Source organism: Pseudomonas sp. JV245A (genome assembly GCF_032424515.1).
Classification (GTDB): domain Bacteria; phylum Pseudomonadota; class Gammaproteobacteria; order Pseudomonadales; family Pseudomonadaceae; genus Aquipseudomonas; species Aquipseudomonas protegens.
On record NZ_VYKE01000354.1, the window covers coordinates 1 to 1633 of the forward strand.

At 71.3% G+C, this 1633-nt stretch carries 1 protein-coding gene and 2 pseudogenes; all 3 read left to right on the forward strand.

Features of this window, described 5'->3' with window-relative positions; genetic code table 11:
* A pseudogene (locus F6S12_RS31535) lies at window positions 1-348 on the forward strand (Fe2+-enterobactin ABC transporter substrate-binding protein); the annotation flags it as partial.
* Window positions 349-351: 3 nt separating this feature from the next.
* Window positions 352-1392: a FecCD family ABC transporter permease gene (locus F6S12_RS31540; protein WP_015636053.1), complete on the forward strand. Its 1041-nt coding sequence runs from the start codon at window positions 352-354 to the stop codon at window positions 1390-1392.
* Window positions 1389-1633: pseudogene (locus F6S12_RS31545) on the forward strand (Fe(3+)-siderophore ABC transporter permease); the annotation flags it as partial. The gene F6S12_RS31540 and the pseudogene F6S12_RS31545, both read left to right, overlap by 4 nt.

Sequence of the window (1633 nt, forward strand, 5' to 3'; positions counted from 1 at the left end):
GCCGGCAGCTATTCCATCGGCCGCCTGAACAGCCCCCAGGCCCGGCTGCTCGGCGCTCTTGGCTTCAAGGTCGCAGAGCTGCCCGAGGCGCTGGCGGGCAAGGTCACCCGAGCGTCGGACTTCCAGTTCATCTCCCGGGAAAACCTGCCGGCGGCGATCACCGGTGACAGCGTGTTCCTGCTCAGCGCCACCGACGGCGACGTGCAGACGTTCCTCGCCGACCCGGTGCTGGCCAACCTGCCAGCGGTGATCAACCGGCGGGTGTATGCCCTGGGCCCGAGTTCGTTTCGCATCGACTATTACTCGGGACGGCAGATGATCGATGCCGTCGCCGCGCACTTTCGCTAAGCCATGAACCTCGTTGCCCAGCCCCTGGCCCGACCGCTGTCGCGCCCTCACCACCGCACCTGGGGCCTGCTGGCCGGGCTGCTGCTGTTGCTGGTGCTGGCCCTGCTGAGCCTGGCCATCGGCTCCCGGGCGATCCCCCTGAGCGTGACCTGGCAGGCGTTGCAGGCACCCGACCTGCACAACGACCAGCACCTGATCCTGCGTGAACTGCGCCTGCCCCGGACCCTGATCGCCCTGCTGGCCGGCCTCGCCCTGGGGGTGGCCGGCGCGGTGATGCAGGCGGTGACTCGCAACCCGCTGGCCGAACCGGGCCTGTTGGGCATCAATGCCGGCGCCGCCGTGGCGGTGATCGGCGGCGTGGCGCTGCTGCACTTGACCAGCCTGGCCGAGTACCTGTGGCTGGCGTTCGGCGGCGCCGGGCTGGCGGGAGTGGTGGTGTTCCTGCTGGGGCAGGCCCATGAGACCGGGACCAACCCGGTGCGCCTGGTGCTGGCCGGCGCCGGGCTGTCGGTGATGCTGACTTCACTGACCGGGATCATCGTGCTCAACAGCCCGCCCGAGGTCTTCGATCACTTTCGCCACTGGGCCGCGGGCTCGCTGTCCGGCAGCGGCTTCGCCCTGCTGCAGGTTCCGGCCCTGGCCATCGCGCTGGGCCTGGCCCTGGCCCTGGGGATCGCCGCCCAGCTCAACGCCCTGGCCCTGGGCCAGGACCTGGGGCGCGCCCTGGGAGTGAACCTGCGCCTGACCTGGCTACTGGCCTGCCTGGCGGTGATGCTGCTGGCCGGTGCCGCCACCGCCGTGGCCGGGCCGATCGGTTTTGTCGGGCTGGTGGCGCCCCATCTGGCGCGGATGCTGGTGGGCACCGACTACCGCTGGATCCTGCCCTACTCGGCGCTGCTGGCCGCCGGCCTGCTGCTGGGGGCGGACGTGCTCGGCCGGGTGGTGGCAGCGCCGGAAGAAATCGCCGCCGGCATCATCACCCTGCTGTTGGGTGGGCCGTGCTTCATCGTACTGGTCAGGCGCTTTCGCCTGAGCCGCCTGTGAAGGGGCTCAAGGCCCTGCGCCTGGGCTCGCTCTCGCTGCGCTGGCAACCGCGCACGGCCCTGGTCTGCGCCGTGCTGCTGGTGGCGATGCTGCTGCTCTGGGCGCTGCTGTTGGGTACCGGCAGCCTGTCACTGGGCCCGGAACAGGTGCTGGCCAACCTGCTGGGCCAGGGCCAGGACCCCACCGCCCAGCGGGTGCTGCAACGCGTGCGCCTGCCCCGGGCCCTGACCGCGACCCTGGT

Excerpts from the sequence above, each read along its gene's own strand:
- F6S12_RS31540 (WP_015636053.1), top strand. The coding sequence starts at position 352 with ATGAACCTCGTTGCCCAGCCCCTGGCCCGACCGCTGTCGCGCCCTCAC.